This window comes from Rothia aerolata (assembly GCF_014635585.1).
Classification (GTDB): Bacteria; Actinomycetota; Actinomycetes; order Actinomycetales; family Micrococcaceae; genus Rothia; species Rothia aerolata.
This window is the reverse complement of the sequence record NZ_BMDC01000002.1, coordinates 209268-226031: the sequence shown is the minus strand read 5'-3', so window position 1 is coordinate 226031 and position 16764 is coordinate 209268. Positions and strand designations below refer to the sequence as shown.

Genomic DNA, 16764 nt, shown 5'->3' with positions numbered 1-16764 from the left:
TGAAAAAGCCCACCGGCTAGTGCCGGTGGGCTTTTCACGCTAAGTCTTTAGCCAGCTATCTTGAACTTAGACAGCGGGGATAGTCAGAACCTGACCAACCTCAATCACGTTGGGGTTGGGTACAACGTCAGCGTTTGCAGCTGCCAGAACGGTCCAGTCAGAGATACCGTGTGCCAGAGCGATCTCGGAGAGAGTGTCGCCTGCAACAACGGTGTACTGGGTGCCCTTAGCTGCGGGAGCCTGAACAGCGGGTGCTGCAGGTGCTTCAGCTACGGGAGCAGCGGGAGCCTCAACGACTGCGGGAGCAGGAGCCTCAGCTACAGGTGCTTCCTGAGCAGGTGCTGCGGGAACTTCCTGAACTACGGGAGCTGAAGGAGCCTTGACCTCTTCAACCTGGTTAGCCTGAGGTGCTACGGTTGCAGGCTTGGGAGCGGGAGCTACGTTGGGGGTGCCCGATGCATCAGAAGCGGTGAGACCCAGCTTTGCGGAGCAAGCAGGCCATGCGCCCCAGCCCTGGCCAGCCAGTACGTTTTCAGCAACGCGAATCTGCTCAGCCTTGGAAGCGTTGGTGGGTGAACCGGTGCCACCGAAAGCAGCCCAGGTTGAGGGAGTGAACTGTAGACCGCCGGAGAAGCCGTTACCGGTGTTGATGGACCAGTTACCACCGGACTCGCACTGTGCCAGTGCATCCCAGGTCTCTACGGATGCTGCGTTTGCAGGAACAGCGAAAGCTGCTGCTGCGGAACCACCGAGAACAACTGCTGCTGCGGTGCGGGTTACGTTACGGCGAATTGAAGTCTTCTTCACAATGCTCCATGAAGGCCACCTAACGCTCCGCCGGTCCCCCGGTTTCTTTGCGTCGCCGTCTACCCTAGATGCTTATTGGGTATCTGTTTGAGGTTTTGCCCTGTAGACGGACTCAGGTGTGCGGCAAAACCCGGCATATTATTCAAGGTTCTATGAGGTGAACCAAGAACCTTGAACTTGTGTTTTTCCCTCGAGATTTTCTCTCGGGCATTTCGTTCGTTGATAACGATACTGTAACGATTTGGGTTCCGCCAACCACTTTTTGAGACATCACACATTGACCAGCACGATTCAACAGCCTGCTGACTTTTTTCTGACAGGCTGAGCAAAATTTTGCTGTCTCAGCCTTAACACCGCCGACTTCCTTGATTTCTCGGGCTTTAAAAAAGTCAGTAGTCTGTTTACCAAACCGTTACTTTCGTTATCGAAACGCAATCTTTAAGGCCTCGGGTGCCGAAAAAAAATTTTTAAAAAATTTTGCGCCCCGGGTCAAAAATTGACCACAGGGCGCAAATCTAGTTACTCAGGTCACACAATATGAGCGACAAACGCCACCTCGCTGTCGGTTTTCCCTAGATAACAGCCCACTTTATTGGTTCGAACCATTCTCCAGCAGAGCTTTGAACCCGTCTTCGTCCAGAACCTTAACCCCCAGCTGCTCTGCCTTATCGAGCTTAGACCCCGCAGAGGCGCCCGCCACCAGATAGTCGGTCTTCTTCGACACGGAACCCGAGGCCTTACCACCGCGCACCAGAATTGCTTCCTTGGCTGAATCCCTGGTGAAGTCCTGTAGGGTTCCTGTTACCACAATGGTCAGCCCCTCGAGATTCCGTTCAATGGACTCGTCTCGTTCGTCCGCCATCCGCACCCCGGCAGCAGCCCAGCGCTCGACCACTTCCAAGTGCCAGTCCACAGCGAACCATTCCTTAACAGAGCGGGCAATAATCGACCCCACGCCGTCCACGTTCGCCAACCGTTCCTCACTCGCAGCCCGAATCTCGTCCATCGATCCAAACTCGGCGGCCAGGGCACGGGCAGCGGTGGGGCCCACATGGCGAATCGATAGCGCCACCAGCACCCGCCACAGCGGCTGAGACTTGGCCTTCTCTAGCTGCTCCATCAAAGACTCGGTGTTCTTGGTGGGTTTAGAGGGATTCTTAGCGGTGCCCTTGGTCCAGAAATAGGGAACGTTCTCGAACTTACCAGTGGGCTCCCCCTTATACTTCTTCTCCCGACTAATCTTGACAGATTCCAGCTGGTCTACGGTCAGGTCAAAGAGAAAGGCCTCGGAGGTCAGCGGGGGATCTTCAGGCTCAGCCGGAGAGGTCAGGGCCTTTGCCGCTTCATAGCCCAGCGCCTCAATATCAAACCCACCGCGGGAGGCCGCGTGGAAAATCCGCTCGGTCAGCTGGGCGGGGCAGGAACGGGGGTTGGTGCAGCGAATATCGACGTCCCCCTCTTTCTCCGGCGCCAGAGGTGCTCCGCAGGAGGGGCACTCGGTGGGCATAACAAACTCCCGCTCGCTACCGTCGCGCAGGGCAACCACGGGGCCAACGATTTCAGGAATCACATCCCCCGCCTTGCGCAAGACCACCGTATCGCCAATGAGCACACCCTTGGCCTTGACCACATCCTGGTTGTGCAGGGTTGCCATCTCGACCGTAGACCCGGCCACCTTCACCGGCTCCATCACGCCAAAGGGGGTAACGCGGCCGGTACGGCCCACGCCCACGCGGATATCCAGCAGCTTGGTATTGACCTCTTCGGGAGGGTACTTATAGGCAACCGCCCAGCGCGGCACACGGGAGGTGTAGCCCAGCTGTTCCTGGGTGCGGAAGTCGTTAATTTTGACGACGATGCCGTCGATCTCGTGCACCAGCGAGTGGCGCTGCTCCCCGTAGTCGGCGATAAAATCGAGGATTTCGTCCAAGCTATCGAGCAGGCGGGTGTAGGGGCTGGTGGGTAGTCCCCACTCTTTGAGCTGCTGGTAGGTCTCGTACTGGGAAGAGACTTCAAAGCCGCTGCGGGCACCGATACCGTGCACGAACATCGAAAGCGGGCGGTCGGCGGTGACGGCGGCGTCCTTCTGCCTCAGCGAACCCGCCGCCGCATTGCGCGGGTTAGCGAAGGGGGCTTTGCCCTGCTCCACCATGCGCTCGTTCAGGGCCCGGAAATCCTCGGAGGAAATAAAGATCTCTCCGCGAACTTCCACCTCGTCGGGCCAGTTTTCCCCTGCCAGCTGGGTGGGGATGCTCTTAATAGTGAGCACGTTGTGGGTAACGTCTTCGCCGGTGTAACCGTCTCCGCGGGTTGCCGCCCGCACCAGCTTCCCCTGGCGGTAGAGCAGGTTAATGGCCAGACCGTCGATTTTAAGCTCGGTCAGCCAGCCCGGCTTATGCCCGGCAACGGCACGGGCGTTTTCGTCGGTCTTAGCAAACCATGCCTTGAGCTCGTCCAGCGAGAAGACATCTTCCAGCGAGTACATGCGGGAAATGTGATCCACCGGGGCAAAAGCGGTAGAGACCTCTCCGCCAACCTCCTGGGTGGGAGAGTCATTGGCAACAATCTCCGGGTGCAGGGCCTCTAGCTCTTCCAGTTCTCGGAAGAGGGCATCGTAGGCGGCATCGGAAATCGTGGGCGAATCCTGAACATAGTAGCGCTGGCGGGCAGATCGTACCTGCTCAATCAGCTGCGCATACTTTTCTTTCAGGCTATCGGTGACCCCGCCGGGGGCTGCTTCGGGAATCTCTTGCTCTTTAGTCACACCAACATTTTGCCATGTTTGCAGAGGTTGAAACAGCTCACCGGCAGCAAGTCACCGCGGGTAAGAGCGGGCTGAGACTACTGTGCCTCAATGCTGCCGCGCTTGAGGCGGCGCTCGTCGTTATAAGACTCCTGCTCCACGGTGGCGGTGTGTTTAGTCTCGAAGTCCTCAGCGCGGGAGACAATATTCTGCTGCTGAGTTTCGGTCAGGGCCCGCAGCTGCTCCGCATTGCGCTGGGCGGTTTCCTCGGTAATGGCATCGACCACCACCACGGTGATATTGTCGCGGCCACCGGCGCGCAAAGCCGCCATCTGGAGTACATCTGCGGCATCCTGGGGGTGCTCCACGGTAGCGAGCACCCTTGCCATATAGTTGTGGGACAGTTCGCCGGAGAGGCCGTCTGAGCACATCATCAGCCGGTCCCCCTCGTGGGCGGGAATCACCCAGAAATCGGGTTCCCAGTAGTTACCGGTGCCCAGGGCGCGGGTAATCACGTTGCGGCGGGGGTGGGTTAGAGCTTCTAGGGCGGTAATCTGACCGGTGTCGACCAGGTACTGCACCTCGGAGTGGTCAACGGTCACCTGTTCCAGGTGCAGACCCTCAATCGCCCCGGCAGAGAGAGAAATATCGGTGGAGTCTGTCTCAACGTCTTCTTCTCGCACCAGCCGGTAGGTACGGGAATCCCCGACGTTAAAGATGAACCACATGTACTGGTCGCCAATATTGGTCAACCAGGCACCGGTCACGGTGGTACCGGCGCGCTGGCCCAGCATGTCTTTAATCTTTTCGTCTGCTTCGCCAATGACGTCGCGCAGCTTTTCCAGGGTGCGCATAATCTGGCGGTTCAGTGCCGAGGTGTTCTTACGACGACGGCGCAGCAAGCCTCGGGCCTCTGCCGAATCATTGGATGCCTCGCCCTCAGCAGCGACTTCGCGCTGGTAGGCGGCCTCTTCTTCTTCGGTCATGCCGCCGGGGCGAGAGAACATCTGAGAGTAGGCCAGAGTGCGAGCACACAGGCGCGAAGCCACTTCACCTGCTTCGTGCCCGCCCATGCCGTCTGCCACCACGCTGAGGGTGCCGGCAACGGAATAGGAATCTTCATTGTTGTCCCGGTAGGCCCCAACATCGGTGGCGCTACCGGCAAGTGTGGTCAGGTGTGTGCTCATACGAAATCAATCTCCAGTTCATTGCCGACCCCCGGGGTAATCGCGACGGGGCAAACATCACCGAATCCGCGCACATTCCGCGTTTCTAAGCGGTTGAGCACGAACTCTTCGTTGTCGTCGAGAATCTCCGCGGTGGCATCGTCAGTCAGCACGACGCCGGGTTCGGCTAATGCGACAAGCCGTGAGGCCAGGTTTACGGTGGGGCCGTAAACGTCTCCCAGTTTAGGCAGAATCCTGCCCCAGACAAAGGCGACTCGGGCTTCAGGTAGGTTTGGGTCTTCTTTAATCAGTTTAGATAGCGTGAGAGAAATGCGGGCGGCGGCCTCTGGCGTTTCAGCTAGAAACAAAACTTCATCGCCCACGGTTTTAATAATTCGTCCGCCACCGACAGCCACCACTTCGGCGCAACGCTGCTCAAAACTTTGCACCAGGCCAGCCAGGGTTTTTTCGTTCATCTGGCGGGAGAGGGAGGTATAAGAGACCAGGTCAGCGAAACCAATACCGCGGGCCAGCGGAAGAGCCGCCGGATCAACGCCCCCCTGTTTCTCCCCGCGCAGAGCAAGCCGCAACACGGCGGCGTTGAGCTGGCGCCGGTAGCCGTAGAGCACAATCTGCTCTAGCTGCTCAATCAGCTCGGGCAAAAGTTTCAGAAGGTCGTGGCGGGCCTGTGAGTCACTGATTCCCCGATGGGTCACCATATCTTCCACCAGTGCCTCAACCTGCCAGGCCACCATGCGGTCGGTCATCTGCCCCACCGAGCGGGTCAGAGACATGGTGCCCTCTTCGGTAATCCCATAGTCGCGCACCAGGGCAGTAATATCCTTCAGTGCCTGAGAGTCAGCCGGGGTGAAATAGGTGTCTTGGTCGGTGAGGTTGGGCATGCCCAGGGCCCGCCAAATCTTGCGGGCTGAAAGTAGGGAAACCTCGGCCGCCTCTGCGGCTTCCCGCCGTTTCAGAGAGCGTTCTTCACCTAACAGAACCTGCTCAAGGTGCCGCACCGCCTCAAGGTCTTCCTCAGAGCGGTAGAGGTTATCTTGCACAGGGTTGGGGGCAACCCAGTAAGCCGGTTTTGGAGGCTGGGCCTGATCAGAGACAGGGGCATCAGAAGAGGTAGATGAAGGCTGCTCTCTCGGTGCCGTTGGTTCCATGCCTGATCCTTTCTGATCTTGTCAATGCGGCCGAAAGAGCCGAGATTTCTCCTCTGTGATACACACTACTCCATCGGCTCGCTACAATGCCAACGCTGAGTGTCGGGTTTAGGACGAAAAGGGGTTGAGCCTGCGCCACCAGCTATCTGAGCTGGGTCGCAGCAGACGCTGCTGGGCTTGCTGAACCTCCAGCGAGAACTGGGCTCCGCGCGGAATCTGCCGTAGCACGTGAATTCCACCCTGGGCGTGCACGCTTAGGGTGGCGGCTCCGCCAGCCCTCCAGGCCGTATGCCGGGCATCGATGCCCTCAACACTTTGTAGGGGGATGCTCACCGTTCTGCTACCAACAGCCCGCTGAATCACCAGCCGCTGCGAGGTGACAAAGAACCCGGTAGTGCTCCAGCGCCAAAGTCGCTTGAGACTCAGAAAGGTACACCAGATGGCCAGCGCGTAGCCGAGAATTCCGAAGACAGCACTTGCCGGGTAGACCGCCGAGGCAAAGCTCCATGCCACCACCGCGGCGAAACCGAACAGCAGGGCAGGCAGAAGAAAAACCTCGTGGCTGCGGGTGGCCACCAGAACCTCTTCCTGGGGGTAAAGGGTACCGTTCAGTCTCATAGCAGAGACTATTGTAGGGGCTAAACCTGAGAGTTTTCCCAAAGCCGCCGGAGCTACACAATAGGGCGCATGTGCACGACGTCGCCGACCGCCCAGGCGCGCTCCGTGCCGTCGCTCTCGCGCACCACCACAGCGCCGTCGTCATCAATATTAACAGCCAGCCCCACCACCTTTTCATCGCCGGGCAGGTGAACCGTGACCTGCTGGCCGAGGGTGGCCATATTATTGCGCACCATATCCAGCAGGCTGAGCCCACCGAGCATGGGAGCAGAGGCATCGCCTCCCACCGCGCTGAAGGCCCTGTAGTAGCGGGCCACCGTATCGCCCAGCTCGGTCAGTGCCTGTTCCATGTCGAATTCCCGGCCGGTCTCCACCAGGGCTGAGGTTGCGGTGTCTACCGGTAGGTCACTGGCCGTGAGGTTGAGGTTCATGCCGATTCCCACCACCGCCGAGAAACGACCGTTGGGCTCAACCACCAGCTGGGCCAGTACACCGCAGACCTTTTTGCCGCCCACCATCACATCGTTGGGCCATTTAATGGCGGCGTCGGTTCCCCAAGACTTCCAGACCTGAACGGCAGCCAGCGAAACCAGCAGGGTAAACCAGTGAAAACTTTCCTGGGGTAGCTGGTTTTTGGGGTTGGCGTGCGGGCGGATGATGAAAGACGAGCACAGGCAGGTTCCCGCCGGGGCAGACCACACGCGGTCTAGCCGCCCCCTGCCCGAGCGCTGGTCATCGGTTGAAATAAGAGACAGCTCGCCCCACCGCTTACGGTTTGGAGGAAAGAGATCTCCCAGCTGCTGCCTGGCGTAGGAGTTGGTAGAGTCCACCGACTCCAAAATCACTACCTCATCGAGGCTTTCAATCTGAACCTTGGACTCGTCAATCACCGTGCGCTCCTTGAACTACCCGCTGTTTTTCTTACTGCCCTGAAACCGCCGCGGAAATAAATGGAGGAGATTTAGCTCTCACCCGCTTTCCCGCGTTAGATTAGTAGGCAAGAAAAGATTACACCTCTTTATATAGGAGACCCTCATGAGCATCTTCGCAGTAACCTACGTTTACGGCCCCGCAGAAGAGCAGGCAAAGTACCGCCCTGACCACCGCGCCTACCTCACCAGCCAGCTCGAAGCAGGAAAGCTGCTAGCCTCGGGCCCCTATGTGTCAGAAGAACGGCCCGGAGCCCTGCTGATTTTCTCCGCTGAGTCGGAGTCTGAGGTAGCTGAGATTCTCAAGAACGACCCCATGAACATCGGTGGAGCGGTACTCTCCAGCGAAATCCGCGAGTGGAATCCGGTGCTGGGCAGCCTGGGCAAGTAGGCAGATTCGCGCCCATTTACCCACGTGGCGCCGTCCAAACCCAGAAAAACCACGCTTTAGCCACTATAGTTGGGGAGTTAGACTGTTGAGCAGCAGCCCTCAGCCTAGAGAACCCACCTGGCGCCGATCTTCAAGGAATTGATGTGTCTGAGACCAACAACACCGCCGAGTCAGAGTTTGACCTGACCACCACCGCCGGCAAAATTGCTGACTTTTACGCCCGCCGCGAGACAACCCTAGCTCCCACCGGCGAAGCCCCGATTGAGCGCCAGCACGCCCGCGGTAAGAACACCGCCCGCGAGCGCATTGAGATGTTCCTGGACGAGGGTTCTTTCGTTGAGTTCGATGCGCTGGCCAAGCACCGTTCCACTGCTTTTGGTATGGAGAAGAAACGGCCGGTGGGCGACGGTCTGGTGTCTGGCTACGGTACCGTGGACGGCGCGCTGGTGGCTGTTTACGCCCAGGACTTCACGGTCTACGGTGGTTCGCTCTCGCAGGTCAACGGCGAGAAAATCGTGAAGGTCCAGAAGTTCGCTCTGAAGAACGGCTGTCCGATTATTGGTATTAATGACGGCGGTGGGGCACGTATTCAGGAGGGTGTGGCCTCTCTTGCGATGTTCGCCGATATTTTCCGCATGAACGTGCGGGCATCTGGTGTGGTTCCACAGATTTCTGTGATTATGGGCCCCTGCGCCGGCGGTGCCGCCTACTCCCCCGCTCTGACCGACTACATTGTGATGGTTGATAAGACCTCCCACATGTTCATCACCGGCCCCGACGTCATTAAGACCGTTACCGGTGAAGAGGTGGATATGGAGACCCTGGGCGGCGCCCACTCCCACAACGCCGTCACCGGCACCTCCACCTACCTGGCCGAAGATGAAGAAGACGCCTTCGACTTCGTACGGGAGCTCATTGAGTTCCTCCCCTCCAACAACCTGATGGAGAACCTGCCGCTGGAGCACGACCAGGATTCCGAGATGACCGTGGATGATCTCGATCTCGACACCCTGATTCCCGACTCGGCCAACCAGCCCTATGACATGCGCGCTGTGATTGAGTCAGTGGTAGACGACGGTCATTTCCTTGAAATGCAGGCCCTCTACGCCCCCAACGTGATGATTGGCTATGCCCGGGTTGAGGGCCGCACCGTGGGTATTGTTGCCAACCAGCCCATGCAGTTTGCTGGCACCCTAGACATTAATGCTTCGGAGAAGGCAGCCCGCTTTGTGCGCAACTGCGATGCCTTTAACATCCCGATTTTGACCTTTGTGGACGTTCCCGGTTTCCTGCCCGGTACCGACCAGGAGTTCAACGGCATTATTCGCCGCGGCGCCAAGCTGCTCTACGCCTATGCCGAGGCGACCGTTCCCATGGTCACCGTGATTACCCGCAAGGCCTACGGCGGAGCCTACATTGTGATGGGCTCTAAGAAGCTGGGTGCCGACATTAACCTGGCCTGGCCCACCGCCCAGATTGGCGTGATGGGAGCCCAAGGTGCGGTTAATATTCTCTACCGCCGCGAACTGGCTGAGGTGGAGAAGGACGGCGGCGACGTCGAGGCCAAGCGGGCAGAGCTGATTCAGAAATATGAGGAAGAGCTGCTCAACCCCTATCAGGCGGCAGAGCTGGGCTACATTGACGAGGTCATCGCCCCCTCAGAGACCCGCGTGCGGATTATTAAGTCCCTGCGGGCCCTGCGCGATAAGCGAGCCTCTAGCCCCGCCAAGAAGCACGGCAATATTCCCCTCTAAACCGAAAGGGCCCCGTGGCTACTCACCGTTCCTTCCTGAACTTCGGTGCCAAAGGTAGCGAAGAACAGACCTCAAATAACGATACGGAGACCGAGCAGTCTCCCCTCTTCTCGGTGGTCTCTGGCCAGCCCACCGAAGAAGAGCTAGCGACGCTCACCGCAGTGCTGCTTTCTCTGCAGGCTCCCGCCTCCAAGCAAGATAACTCCGCCATGGCAGCCTGGCAGCGGCGTCTCTACCGGGGACACCGCCTGGGCGAACGCCTGCGGCCGGGCCCCGGCTCCTGGCGGCGCGCTCGTCCTATGTAAACAGCCCCGCAACCAAGCAAACCCGCCCCAGCACCTATTTGGCGCTGGGGCGGTTGAAGCGGTTAGATAGTCTTATGCGTTTTGGAATTATCTCAACCGGAATGATTAGCGGTGAATTTACCCGCGCCCTCCAGCAGACCCCGGAGGCCGAGATCACCGCAGTACAGAGTCGCAGCCTTGAAAATGCTCAGGCTTTCATCGAAGACCATCAGCTGAGCGCCCTCGCTTTTACCTCGGTAGAAGAGCTGTGTGGCTCTGAGCAGGTAGATGCGGTCTATATCGCCTCCCCCAATTCCCTGCACGCCTCCCATGCACTGACCGCCATTAGCGCGGGAAAACACGTGGTGGTAGAGAAGCCGGCGGTCTGGAACCCCGCCCAGTGGGATCAGGTTTTTGCAGCAGCCCAGCAGGCAAAAGTGCTGGTCTTTGAAGCCGCCCGCCATATCTACGAACCCGCCCACGAGATAATTCGAGAAGCACTAGCTTCTCAAACTCCCGCTACCGTGCGCATGAACTTCTCTCAGTACTCATCGCGGTGGGATGCCGTGCTGGCGGGAGAAGAACCCAATATCTTCTCCCTGAAATTCGGTGGCGGTGCCCTGGTTGATTTGGGAATCTACCCCGTCTACAACGCCGTCTCCTGGTTCGGTGAGCCCGACGGCATCAACTACTACCCCGCAGTGACCCCCACCGGGGTGGATTCGGCGGGCACCCTCATTCTCACCTACGAGGATTTCAACGTCATAATCACCATTGCGAAAAACGCCCACTCCACCGCTCCCAGCGAGATTTTGCTGGGGAAAGAGACCATCCGTTTCTCTTCCTGCGCCGGCATTGACCGGGTGACCCGCTATTCAAAGGATTCAGAGGAAGTGCTCTTTGACTCCGGTGCGGAGATCGGCTCCCGCCCCCTGAGCGAGCTCATGCGCGATGAGGCGGCTTTCTTCACCGAGATGCTCAGCGCTTTTCAGCAGGGCACCCAAACCGATGAGCAGATTGCCACCTACCGCAGGCTGACCCTGCTCTCGCGCTCGGTCAACGAAATCTGTACCCAGGCCCGCAACGGTGCCGGCATCTTTTTTGAGGGCGAGACCACCGAGTTCTAACTTGCGTCTTTGCACACATCGGCGAATATAGGTAACATTCACTCTAAGATTATGAGGCAGCTCACATATCTTAGAGTGTTTGTTATTTTGCGATGTCAAAGGAGACCCTCGTGACCGTCTATTCCTCCCCCAACAGCAAAGATTCCCTCGTGACCTTCCGCTCCCGCTACGAAAACTTTATCGGCGGAGAGTGGGTGGCGCCATCCTCCGGCGAATACTTCGAAGACATCTCGCCGGTCAATGGCAAGCCCTTCGCCGAGGTGGCTCGCGGCAACGCCGAAGATATCGATAAAGCGGTGGACGCCGCCTGGGCGGCTTTCGAGACCTACGGTAAGACCTCCCCCACCGAGCGGGCTGCACTCCTTCTCAAGATTGCCGATACCCTTGAGGCCAACCTAGAGAAAATTGCGGTGGCCGAGACCTGGGAAAATGGGAAACCGGTGAGGGAAACCCTCGCCGCAGACATTCCGCTAGCCATTGACCACTTCCGCTACTTCGCATCGGCAATCCGCACCCAGGAAGGCAGCCTCTCCCAGCTGGATGAAGACACCGTTGCCTACCACTTTCACGAGCCCCTGGGTGTAGTCGGTCAGATTATTCCCTGGAACTTCCCCCTGCTCATGGCGGCCTGGAAGATCGCTCCTGCCCTCGCAGCGGGTAACACCATTGTGCTCAAGCCGGCAGAGCAGACCCCGGTCTCCATTCTCTACGTGATTGACCTACTGGCAGATGTGCTCCCGGCGGGCGTGCTCAACGTGGTCAACGGTTTCGGCGCCGAAGCCGGTGCCGCGCTTTCCGGCCACGCCAGAATTCGCAAGGTTGCCTTTACCGGCGAAACCACCACCGGCTCCATCATTATGGAGGCCGCCGCCAAGAACATCATTCCCGTCACCCTGGAACTGGGAGGCAAGTCCCCCAACGTATTCTTCGAGGACGTCTGGCGCGAAGATGATTCCTTCCGTGCCAAGGCAATTGAGGGCTTTGCCATGTTCGGCCTCAACCAGGGCGAGGTCTGCACCTGCCCCTCCCGCGCACTGATTCAGGAATCTATCTACGACGATTTCATCAACGCCGGTATTGAGCGGGTCAAGCTCATGAAGCAGGGCAACCCGCTGGATACCGAAACCATGGTGGGAGCCCAGGCCTCTAAAGAGCAGTACGACAAGATTTCGAAATACCTCTCCATTGCTCAGAAGGACGACGGCGCTGAGGTTCTCGTGGGTGGGTCAGCCTGCGACCTCTCGGGCGACCTAGCCGATGGGTTCTACATCCAGCCCACCGTTTTTGCCGGAAAAAACAACATGCGGATTTTTCGGGAGGAAATCTTCGGCCCGGTGCTGGCGGCAACCTCTTTCAAGGACTTTGACGACGCCATGCACATCTCCAACGACACCGACTACGGCCTCGGTGCGGGCGTGTGGACCAGGGACCAATTCCTCGCCTACCGGGCAGGGCGCACCATTCAGGCAGGCCGCGTCTGGGTCAACAACTACCACAACTACCCCGCCCACGCCGCCTTTGGTGGCTACAAGAAGTCAGGCTTTGGTAGGGAAAACCACCTGATGATGCTGGACCACTACCAGCAGACCAAGAACCTGCTGGTCAGCTACTCAGACCAGCCCACCGGCCTCTTCTAGAAAAATATGGCACCTTGGCGATGTGCCAAGGTGCCATATCTCTGTCTAGAGAGGTTGAGGTGCACCCTAGAAGACATCCAGCCCGAGGGCGCCAGTCAACTAGCACCGGGATGAAGCGACACGCGCACCAGCCTGAGGGCGCCAGTCAACTGGCATCGGGGCTGGCGTTTAAGGGAGGTTGACCGGCGCCCTCAGGCTGGAGTGGTTTTCAGCACTGCGGGTTTCAGGCACAAAGCCATTGTCGGTGCGGGCTGCGTTGTAGGCAGTTTCATCAAGAATGCCCTCGCGCTTAGCCACGATAGCCGCCACCAGGGCCTGGCCCGAAACATTCAGGGCGGTGCGGCCCATATCGATGATGGGGTCAATGGCCAGTAGCAGGCCCACGCCGTCCAGGGGCAGTCCCAGAGTGGAGAGGGTCAGGGTCAGCATCACGGTGGCCCCGGTAGTTCCGGCGGTTGCCGCCGAACCCAGCACCGACACCATGATGATGAGCAGGTAGTGGGTGAAGTTCAGGTCCACGCCGTAGAACTGGGCCACGAAGAGGGCCGCCAGGGCGGGGTAAACTGCGGCGCAGCCGTCCATCTTGGTGGTTGCTCCCAGCGGAACCGCAAAGGAGGCGTAGGAGCGGGGAACACCAAAGTTACGCTCGGCGACCGCCTGGGTCACGGGCATGGTACCCATGGATGAGCGGGAGACAAAGCCCAGCTGAGTGGCAGGCCAGACCCCGTTGAAGAACTGCTTGACCGACAGGCCCGAGGTCTTTGCAACAATCGGGTAGATCACGAACATAACGATGAACAGACCCACGTAGAGGGTAATCACAAACTTGAGCAGGGCTCCCATGGAAGTCCAGCCGTAGGAGTAAACGGCGCGACCAATCAGGCCCACGGTACCCAGGGGGGCCAGGCGGATAATCCACCAAAGAACCTTCTGAATAATAGCCAGGGCGGAATTGACCACGGCGATGAAGGGCTTAGCGGCCTCGCCCACCTTGAGCGCAGCAATGCCAATGGCACCGGAGACCACCAGCACCTGGAGCACATTGAAGGAGGCCGAAGCCGACACACCGCCGTCCTCAGCCATCTTGGCAGAAACGCCCAGACCCAAGAAGTTGACGGGAATCAGGCCCTGCAGGAAGGCCAGCCAGCTACCCTCGGTACCCGAGTAAGTCTCGGGGGTTGCCAGATTGGTGTTGGCGCCGGGCTGAACCACCAGACCCAGCACGATACCCACAATCACCGAGAAGAAGGCGGTGATACCGAACCAGATCAGGGTCTTGGTTGCCAGGCGGGCGGCATTAGAGACCTGGGAGAGGTTAGAAATGGAGCTCACCACCGCGGTGAATACCAGCGGCACCACCGCTGCCTTGAGCAGGGTCACGTAGCTGGAACCGATGGTATCGAGAGTGGTCATGAGCCAGTTGGGGCTCTCCTCGGGGTCGCCACCCATCTGAGTAGCGAGCAGGCCCAAGAGAACACCGGCTATCAGGGCAAAGATAATTTGGTTACCGAATTTTGTCATCCAACCCGGTAGACGAGATGTGCGTGTAGTAGACATGCAATCGAGAGTACGCCTATTTCTTTAGCACAGCGAGAGAGTATTTACTAATGTTACGCACGCAAAAATTGGCAGCCGCTGAAAATCAGGGCTTTTGAGCTCCCCTATGACGAGCGTCTCGCTACTTTGGAGGGGATACAGGTGAGGTGCAGGCGGGGTATGAATCCCCGCCTGCACCTGCTTCTGAGAGCTGCCCTAGCGACTTGCCAGAATTCGGTCGGTGGACTCTTCGGTCAGGCGGAAGAGTTCCCGGGCCTGCTTGATCCACTGCTCTAAAGCGGTGGTCGGAGCCAGCGATCGTAGCTGCTGGGCTTTCTGCGCCAGCCCCTCTTCTGCCCGGGCACGGTAGAAGGCTCGAACAACCTCTACCGCCGAGACGCCGTGCTTCTTCATGGCTTCCAGTACAAAGGCGATACCCGCTGTATCGATTACTTCGTTGGCTACCCGCGTTGCAATAATCTGCTCGCGCAGGGGGTGCTGCCAGAAGTACCGGCCGTAGCGCTCGGTGATTTCTGCGGGGAAGTACTGATCCAGGGCGAAGGAAAAGTCGCGATTCCGGCCCAGCTTGGCGTCAAGGAGCTCACCGGTGAGCCAGATCTTGGTATAGGCCAGCACCACGGCCAGCTCGGGGCTGGTCACCCCCTCCCCTGCTTCGCGGCGCTCGTCCAGCTCATCAGTGGTGGGCAGGAACTCCACCTGCCGGTCCAGCCCCGCCCGCTCTTCGAGGAAGTCGAGTAGCTCGACGGCGCTGCTCTGGGCCCGCCCCGCGCCCAGGCGCTCGGCCTGGAGCAGCACGTTCTGGTTGATATTGGATTCGAGCACCTGCCGCCCCACTTCATCCACCAGGCTTTCAATCAGGGGTGCCCGCTGGCTTTCATCGAGTTCACCGGCGGCAATAAGCTGGTCAATGAGAATCTTGAGGTTGACCTCGTGATCAGAGGTCTCAACACCGGCAGAATTATCGAGGGCGTCGGTGTTGATCAGAACGCCGCGGCGGGCGGCCTCAATGCGGGCGCGCTGGGTTAGTCCCAGGTTACCGCCCTCGGCAACCACCTTTGCCCGCAGCTGGCTGGCGGTGATGCGCATGGAATCGTTATCGCTATCGCCCACCTGCTCATCGGTTTCATCACTGGCGCGCACATAGGTGCCGGTGCCACCGGTGTAGAAAAGATCCACCGGTGCGGCAACAATAGCGCGAATGAGCTCGCTGGGAGTCAGCTCTTCAACCTCGGGGGCAAGCCCCAGGGCTTCACGCACGGGCTCGGCGACCGGAATCGAATCAGCAGAGCGGCTAAAGACCCCGCCACCGGCTGAAATGAGCTCGGGGTTATAGTCGGTCCAGTAGGCCCGGAGCAGATTAAAGAGGCGCTGCCTCTCGCGATAGGAGCTAGCAGCATCGGGCTGCGGGTCGATGAAGATATGCCGCGAATCAAAGGCGGCAATCAGGCGGATATGCTCGGAGAGCAGGGCACCGTTACCAAAGACGTCACCGGCCATACCACCCACGCCCACCATGGTGAAATCTTCGCTCTGACTATCGTGCTGTAGCGAGGCAAAGTGGCGCTTGACCGACTCCCAGGCACCGCGGGCGGTAATGCCCATGTCCTTGTGGTCAAAGCCCACAGAGCCGCCAGAAGCAAAGGCATCTCCCAGCCAGAAACCGCGGGAGGTCGAGAGGGTATTGGCTGTATCCGAGAAGGTAGCTGTTCCCTTATCGGCGGCAACCACCAGGTAGTGGTCGGGCCCGTCCAGGGCCACCACGTTTTCGGGGCTCTTAATCTTCCGCTCACCGCCCGAGTTCTGCAGATTATCGGTGACATCGAGTAGGGAACCAATAAAGAGCTTGTAGGCTTCAACGCCCATCTGAGAATACAGTTCCTTCTCCCGATCACGGTCGGGCAGACCCTTGGGCACAAAACCACCCTTCGAACCGTTGGGAATGATTACCGCGTTCTTAACCCGCTGGGCCTTGACCAGGCCCAGAATCTCGGTGCGGAAATCCTCCGGCCTATCAGACCAACGCAGGCCGCCCCGGGAGACCATTCCAAAGCGCAGGTGGGTTCCCTCAACCTTGGGCGAGTAAACCCAAATCTCCCACAGGGGGCGGGGCTGGGGAGCCCGAGTAATCTTCTGGGTGCTCATCTTCAGCGCCAGGGTGGGCTTCTTCTGGTAAAAATTCGTGCGTACCGTAGCCGCCTGCACCTCAAGTAGCGCCGAGAAGAAAGCGGCAGCGGCGTCGTCCTGCACCTTCTCAATACGGCGGCTCAGCCCTGCCTGCAGGGTATCGCGGGCAGATACCCGCTCCGACTGACCCAGCTGCCGCGCGGGGTCAAAGCCCAGTTCAAAGAACTCCACGAAATCGCCGGTAATCTCCGGAAAATCCCGCAAATACCGGCTGACCGTAGCGGCTTCGGCGGGAACTCCCAGCTGGAGCAGGTAACGGGAGTAGGCCCTGAAAACCACGCTCAGTTCAGGGGCAATCTGTAGGTCAGAAACCAGCCGGGAAAATTCATCGGTCTCAGAGATAAGATTGTGGTGGTCAGTCATAACGCCTCTTAACTGTGCTGTAAGTCATTCATGAG

General features: G+C 58.9%; 13 protein-coding genes. 5 read left to right on the top strand and 8 right to left on the bottom strand.

The features are described from left to right. Positions 1-66: 66 nt before the first annotated feature. The 6 genes from IEV00_RS07215 to IEV00_RS07190 all read right to left on the bottom strand — a co-directional run bounded on the left by IEV00_RS07215 (position 67) and on the right by IEV00_RS07190 (position 7393). A complete protein-coding gene (locus IEV00_RS07215) occupies positions 67-807 on the bottom strand; it encodes a LysM peptidoglycan-binding domain-containing protein (RefSeq protein ID WP_188359680.1) in 741 nt (246 codons plus the stop codon). A gap of 589 nt (positions 808-1396) precedes the next feature. Beyond that, positions 1397-3571, bottom strand: coding sequence for an NAD-dependent DNA ligase LigA (gene ligA / locus IEV00_RS07210; RefSeq protein WP_229723127.1), 2175 nt, complete (start codon positions 3569-3571; stop codon positions 1397-1399). A 77-nt stretch (positions 3572-3648) separates the two neighbouring features. Then, entirely contained in the window at positions 3649-4737 is a 1089-nt protein-coding gene (locus IEV00_RS07205) for a PP2C family protein-serine/threonine phosphatase (protein ID WP_188359679.1), read from the bottom strand. Beyond that, positions 4734-5885 carry an adenylate/guanylate cyclase domain-containing protein gene (locus tag IEV00_RS07200; protein ID WP_188359678.1) on the bottom strand — a complete coding sequence of 384 codons (1152 nt, stop codon included), beginning with the start codon at positions 5883-5885 and terminating at the stop codon, positions 4734-4736. The genes IEV00_RS07205 and IEV00_RS07200 overlap by 4 nt, the downstream gene beginning before the upstream one ends. Before the next feature lie 108 nt (positions 5886-5993). Then, positions 5994-6503 carry a PH domain-containing protein gene (locus IEV00_RS07195; RefSeq protein ID WP_188359677.1) on the bottom strand — a complete coding sequence of 170 codons (510 nt, stop codon included), beginning with the start codon at positions 6501-6503 and terminating at the stop codon, positions 5994-5996. Positions 6504-6556: 53 nt separating this feature from the next. Next, positions 6557-7393, bottom strand: coding sequence for a biotin--[acetyl-CoA-carboxylase] ligase (locus IEV00_RS07190; protein WP_188359676.1), 837 nt, complete (start codon positions 7391-7393; stop codon positions 6557-6559). Between the two features lie 145 nt (positions 7394-7538). Between IEV00_RS07190 and IEV00_RS07185 the strand changes: the two genes are divergently transcribed. The 5 genes from IEV00_RS07185 (at position 7539) to exaC (ending at position 12625) form a co-directional block, all read left to right on the top strand. Next, positions 7539-7823, top strand: a complete 285-nt coding sequence (locus IEV00_RS07185) for a YciI family protein (protein WP_188359675.1) — start codon at positions 7539-7541, stop codon at positions 7821-7823. 143 nt (positions 7824-7966) lie between these two features. Beyond that, on the top strand, positions 7967-9577 hold the full coding sequence (locus tag IEV00_RS07180; RefSeq protein ID WP_188359674.1) for an acyl-CoA carboxylase subunit beta: 1611 nt from the start codon (positions 7967-7969) through the stop codon (positions 9575-9577). A 14-nt stretch (positions 9578-9591) separates the two neighbouring features. Beyond that, a complete protein-coding gene (locus tag IEV00_RS07175) occupies positions 9592-9882 on the top strand; it encodes an acyl-CoA carboxylase subunit epsilon (protein WP_188359673.1) in 291 nt (96 codons plus the stop codon). A 74-nt stretch (positions 9883-9956) separates the two neighbouring features. Then, positions 9957-10988 carry a Gfo/Idh/MocA family protein gene (locus tag IEV00_RS07170; protein WP_188359672.1) on the top strand — a complete coding sequence of 344 codons (1032 nt, stop codon included), beginning with the start codon at positions 9957-9959 and terminating at the stop codon, positions 10986-10988. Positions 10989-11098: 110 nt separating this feature from the next. Beyond that, on the top strand, positions 11099-12625 hold the full coding sequence (exaC, locus tag IEV00_RS07165) for an acetaldehyde dehydrogenase ExaC (protein WP_229723126.1): 1527 nt from the start codon (positions 11099-11101) through the stop codon (positions 12623-12625). A 168-nt stretch (positions 12626-12793) separates the two neighbouring features. Here the strand turns inward: exaC and IEV00_RS07160 are convergent, their stop codons facing one another. Beyond that, a complete protein-coding gene (locus IEV00_RS07160; RefSeq protein ID WP_188359670.1) occupies positions 12794-14182 on the bottom strand; it encodes a dicarboxylate/amino acid:cation symporter in 1389 nt (462 codons plus the stop codon). A gap of 195 nt (positions 14183-14377) precedes the next feature. Continuing rightward, positions 14378-16729 (bottom strand): NAD-glutamate dehydrogenase domain-containing protein, encoded by a 2352-nt coding sequence (locus tag IEV00_RS07155; protein ID WP_188359669.1) that lies wholly within the window; start codon positions 16727-16729, stop codon positions 14378-14380. Positions 16730-16764: the final 35 nt, after the last annotated feature.

Bases quoted from the DNA above. Each gene is read 5' to 3' on its own strand.
- IEV00_RS07205 (WP_188359679.1), bottom strand. From the start codon at position 4,737: ATGAGCACACACCTGACCACACTTGCCGGTAGCGCCACCGATGTTGGG.
- IEV00_RS07200 (WP_188359678.1), bottom strand. From the start codon at position 5,885: ATGGAACCAACGGCACCGAGAGAGCAGCCTTCATCTACCTCTTCTGAT.
- IEV00_RS07195 (WP_188359677.1), bottom strand. From the start codon at position 6,503: ATGAGACTGAACGGTACCCTTTACCCCCAGGAAGAGGTTCTGGTGGCC.
- IEV00_RS07185 (WP_188359675.1), top strand. From the start codon at position 7,539: ATGAGCATCTTCGCAGTAACCTACGTTTACGGCCCCGCAGAAGAGCAG.
- IEV00_RS07170 (WP_188359672.1), top strand. From the start codon at position 9,957: ATGCGTTTTGGAATTATCTCAACCGGAATGATTAGCGGTGAATTTACC.
- IEV00_RS07160 (WP_188359670.1), bottom strand. From the start codon at position 14,182: ATGTCTACTACACGCACATCTCGTCTACCGGGTTGGATGACAAAATTC.
- IEV00_RS07155 (WP_188359669.1), bottom strand. From the start codon at position 16,729: ATGACTGACCACCACAATCTTATCTCTGAGACCGATGAATTTTCCCGG.